Raw genomic sequence first — 4,838 nt, forward strand, 5'->3', positions numbered from 1 at the left:
CCGGTAATTACCGGCCCGATCGCTACTGCTCCTATCGATACCCGAATCTAAGCGTAAGTATCGATGTTTCTACCTTTACTACCGTCGTTATCCCCATCGGCATCTTTCGCGACCGGTTGCACCGGTTGCGGCGCGGGCTGCCGGTTCTCTACGGGCGGCTTCGCTTGATTGACGAGAGGAACGTACGGCGTGGAGCCCACTCCCGATATGGATGACATGTCGATCTCCCATGGATTGAACACTGTCCGCCCGACTGGACGGACCACCGGGTTATCGGCCGAGCCGGCGAAAGCTTGAGCGTAAAATCAGCGCTCAGCGCGGCGAACCCGCGCCCTGCGCCGCTGGCTCGTCCGGACCGAACAACGACCCTCCGCCTCGACCGGCCACATCAACCCATAAATGCGGCAGATTCAGTTGCTCCAACCACTCGACGCCGTCGCCTTCCTTCAGCATCGCGATCGTCGAAGCGCTACCGGCCACCACGCAAAAATCGCCGACCACCGTCACCGCCGCCAAATGCCGTACCGGCCAGCCGGTCTTCGGGTTCAAAATATGCCCGTACCGCACCTGGTCGATGACCATGCAACGCTCGTAATCGCCGCTGCTGGCCACCGCGCCCTCGTACAAGTTCAAGGTATCCAGCAAGCCGCCCTGCCGGCGCGGATCTCGAATACCCACCCGCCAGGGACTGCCGTCGCCGCGCGGACCGATCACCCGAATATCGCCGCCCAAATTCACGACCCCGCGCTGAACCCCGTGCTTGCGGCAGATCGTCGCCGCGCAATCGGCGGCGTATTCCTTGACGACGCCGCCGAAATCGATTTCCATGCCGGCGACCGAAAACGTCAATTCCGGCCGGCGCCAGCACAGCCGGTGCCAGCCCACCTTCTCCAGCAACGCCGCCAGCATGGCCGGCTCGGGCAAACGGCCGGCATCGAATTTCCAGGCCCGGCGCAAAATCCCGGAAGTTACGTCGAACAAGCCCTCGCTTTGCTCGTAGCAGGTCAGCGCATAATCCAGCAAGCTGGCGGTTTCGTCGTCCACCGCGATCGAACCGCCAAGCGCCGCGCTCCGGTTGATCTCCGATAAAAAACTATCGTCTCGGTAACGGGAATAGCGTGCCTCCAGGCGCCGCACATCCGCGATCGCCGCATCCGCCGCCGCGCCGGCCGCCGCCGCGCTGATCGCGAACAATTGGATTTCGCACGGCGTCCCCATGGCTTGGAATTCGCGGCGGTAAAACGTTAACGGACGGCGTTTGCTGGGTTTTTTCGGTTTCATGGCGGGTTAATGCGAAACGAATGGCGATGGTCGACGGCCGGTCGGGTGTTTCCTAGGGCATAAAAGCCTAGTGTAACCCGACTATCGCCGATCCCCACCCTCGCCTACAAGCTGGCCGGCTCGGCCAGCAACTGCTTGAGGACGCCTTGTAATTCGTCCACCTCGCCGGACCGGAAACCCTTATGGATGTAGCGCAGCTTGCCCTGGCGGTCGATCAAAAACGACGACGGCATGGCTTCCACCGCGAAGTCCTTGGCGCACTGCCGGCTCGGATCGGCGGCCACCGCGAAACCGGGGCGGGCCTTGGTCAAAAACGCCTGAGCATCGGCGGCGTCCTCGTCCAGATTGACCGCGACCACTTGCAAGCCCTGGGCGCCGTGTTGGCGCTGCAACTCGTTCATAAACGGAAACGATTGCATGCATGGCCCGCACCAGGACGCCCAAAAATCCACATACACGACTTGATTCTTGAACTGTTGTAAGTGCAAGGCCTTGCCGTCCGCCATGCCCTGTAACGCGCAAGCCGGCGCGGCCCGATCGACCGCCGCCGCGTCGGCTTGCGCGGCCGCCATCCCCAAACCGAACGCCAGCGCCCAAGCCGCCGGCCGGCGCTTAAACCACATCAAATCCTTTAGCAAAGTATCGCTCATCGTCAAACTCTCCCAACATTAAAATTCGCCGGCCCACGGCCGACCGTTAAAAAATCCGCCCGCGCCCGGCGCCCGGTGCCCATCCGGTCCGGAACATCGGACGGAGGAATTTAAGCCCCCGCCCTAGCCCCGTCTAAGGCACGCCGGCCTGGACTTAGCCAAACTCAACCCGAACGGAATACCGGTGATCGATAGGACCGGATTTAAACAGAAGCCCGGTATGACGGCGCCAAACCGGCCGACCGCGAAACGGCCGGTTGGTCCGATGCCGCGATCGCGTACCAGCGTTCCGTCAGTTTTTACCCCGGCGATACTCGGCGTCGAGTCTTTTTGTCCGGCGCCGAACCAACGATACCCGGCGCCGAGCCGGCGATACCCGGTTTTGCCCGGCGTCAGCCTGACCGACCTCAACTGGCCGGCGCCGGCTCGGCGCTGGAACCGCCGGGAAAACGGGTCCGCAAATCGTCGAACAAGGTTTGGGCATTCGGCCGGTCGCGCTTGGCCGCTTCGCGCTCGCTATGCTAGTAGGCCAAGATGAACCCGGCCCGATTGATCGCGGGCATTCGGTTCGGGCCGGGCGAAGACTATTTTTTCAAACGCCGCCCCTCCTTCATCGTCGCGTCATAAACACGCTTTAGGCTGCCGCATGCCATCCCTTCATCGTGATGGCGCAACCCTCCCTTGATGCATTCGAATTTGGAGTGATCGTCCATGCGAACCACGAAATTCCGCTCTATCTATCCGCTGACGACGGCTGTCGCATCGGCGTTAATGCTTAGCGCCCCGGCGCAAGCGCAAGACGAACATAAAACCGCCACGCCGATTAAGCACGTGATCGTCATCGTTGGCGAAAACCACACCTTCGACAACCTGTTCGGCGCCTACCAACCCAAACGTGGCCAACACATCGACAACTTGCTCAGCAAAGGCATCATCACCGCCGACGGCGAACCCGGCCCCCGCTTCGATCTGTCCAAGCAACGGGTCGGCAGCGCCACCGACCGCTACCGGGTCGTCACCGAATCCATCGGCGATTACGACCTCGGCCTACCGCAACCCTATACTACCTACGCCATCGGCCAAACCGCCGGCATCTTGGATAACCGCTTTCCCAGCAACCTGCCCAACGGCCCCTATCAAATCAGCAAATACGCGCCTTACAACGAATACACCGGCGACCCGGTGCATCGGTTCTTTCAAATGTGGCAAGACCTCGACGGCGGCAAACACGACAAATTCGTGTGGGTCGAAGAAAGCATAGGCACCGGCTCCGACGGCAAACCCTACCCGGCGGGCGGCTTCAATCCGATGGAAGGCGCCATCTCGATGGGCTTTTACAATATGAATACCGGCGACGCGCCGATTTTCAAAGCCCTCGCCGACACCTACGCCATCAGCGACAACTACCATCAATCGGTCCAGGGCGGTACCGGCGCCAATTTCCTGGCCCTGGTCACCGGCCACGCGGCCTATTTCACCCACCCGACCAAACTCGACGGCAGCGCCGCAAAACCTTGGGCCAACCAAATCGAAAACCCCAATCCGGTGGCCGGCAGCAACAACTACTACACCCAAGACGGTTACGGCGGCGGCTCCTACGTCAATTGCGCCGATTCGGCCCAACCGGGCGTCGCGGCCGTCAACGCCGAGCTGATCCGCCAAGGCCTGCGCAAAAACAATTGCGAAAAAGACCATTACTATCTGGTCAACAACTACAACTTGTATTGGAACCAAACCAGCGCCAGCCCCCGCTCGCTCGGCGCCGACCAATTCACGCTGCCGCCGCAAAGCCTGCGTACCATTGCCGACGTACTGACCGCTCACAACGTCTCCTGGAAATATTACAGTGCCGACCGGGGCGACGACGCCACCACCTTTGCCGGCGGCGTCAACGGCATACCGTTGCTGTTCCACGCCTACTGCGGCATCTGCGACCCGCTGACCGGGTTCAGCAGCATCATGAAAAACCCGGCGGAAGAAGCCAAGCTGCAAAACTACTCCGCCTTCCTGACCGACGTTGCCAACGGCACCTTGCCGGCGGTGTCTTACGTGCGCCCCTTCGAAGCCCTGGCCGGCCATCCCGCCGACTCGACCGCCGATCAATACGAAATGTTCTTGCAAGACCTGATCGCTCAAGTCAAGAGCAATCTGGCGCTGTGGGCATCCACCGCCATCGTCGTCACCACCGACGAAGGCGGCGGCTATTACGACTCCGGCTATGTGCAAGCCGTCGATTTCTTCGGCGACGGGACCCGGATTCCGCTACTGGTAGTATCGCCCTACGCCAAGAAAGGCCACGTCGACCATACCTACAACGATCATGCGTCGATCTTGAAATTCATTGAACGCAACTGGCACTTGCCGACGATTTCGCCGCGTAGCCGCGACAATCTGCCCAATCCGCTGGCGCGCGCCGAAAACCCTTACCGGCCCGTGAACGGCCCGGCGGTCGGCGACTTGATGACACTGTTCGACTTCGACCGGGACGACCGCCACCACGACCGCGACTAGTGTAGAAACCGCAGGCCCGCACGCCCCTTCGACTCCGCTCAGGGAGCGTGCGGACCTAACCGTTCCCTGAGCGGAGCCGAAGGGAGCCAAGCGTCTTGAACGCGAACTCAACCGTAAGGATAAAGCCTTGGCTGAAGCCGCTGCTTTGCTGATCTTGCAAAAAAAGGTCCGGGCGTTGTTGGGGGGCGAGGTCGAATGACATCCCTTCAGCAACGCCAAAATCTGATTGATGCCATCACCGAGGCGACAACCGCCGGTGCCCGCCAAGACCAAGCCTGTGCCATGCTGGGCCTGAGTCCGCGCACCTTGCAGCGCTGGCAAGCCCGTGAAACCCTGGCTGAAGACCTTCGGCCGCAACGTCAATACACGCCCGGGCATGCGCTAACCGAATCCGAG

4 protein-coding genes are annotated in these 4,838 nt (G+C 61.3%); 2 read left to right on the forward strand and 2 right to left on the reverse strand.

Annotation, left to right across the window (positions count from 1 at the left end):
• Positions 1 to 312: 312 nt before the first annotated feature.
• Positions 313 to 1,281 (reverse strand): FAD:protein FMN transferase, encoded by a 969-nt coding sequence (locus tag A1355_RS09385; protein WP_064027323.1) that lies wholly within the window; start codon positions 1,279 to 1,281, stop codon positions 313 to 315.
• 104 nt (positions 1,282 to 1,385) lie between these two features.
• Positions 1,386 to 1,931, reverse strand: coding sequence for a TlpA family protein disulfide reductase (locus A1355_RS09390; RefSeq protein WP_082885463.1), 546 nt, complete (start codon positions 1,929 to 1,931; stop codon positions 1,386 to 1,388).
• Between the two features lie 711 nt (positions 1,932 to 2,642).
• Here A1355_RS09390 and A1355_RS09400 point away from each other — a divergent pair.
• On the forward strand, positions 2,643 to 4,442 hold the full coding sequence (locus tag A1355_RS09400; protein WP_064027329.1) for an alkaline phosphatase family protein: 1,800 nt from the start codon (positions 2,643 to 2,645) through the stop codon (positions 4,440 to 4,442).
• Positions 4,443 to 4,637: 195 nt separating this feature from the next.
• The coding region (locus A1355_RS26590; protein ID WP_197471764.1) for a helix-turn-helix domain-containing protein at positions 4,638 to 4,838 on the forward strand (201 nt) is incomplete at its 3' end.

The sequence above is a fragment of the Methylomonas koyamae genome, from assembly GCF_001644025.1.
Classification (GTDB): Bacteria; Pseudomonadota; Gammaproteobacteria; order Methylococcales; family Methylomonadaceae; genus Methylomonas; species Methylomonas koyamae_A.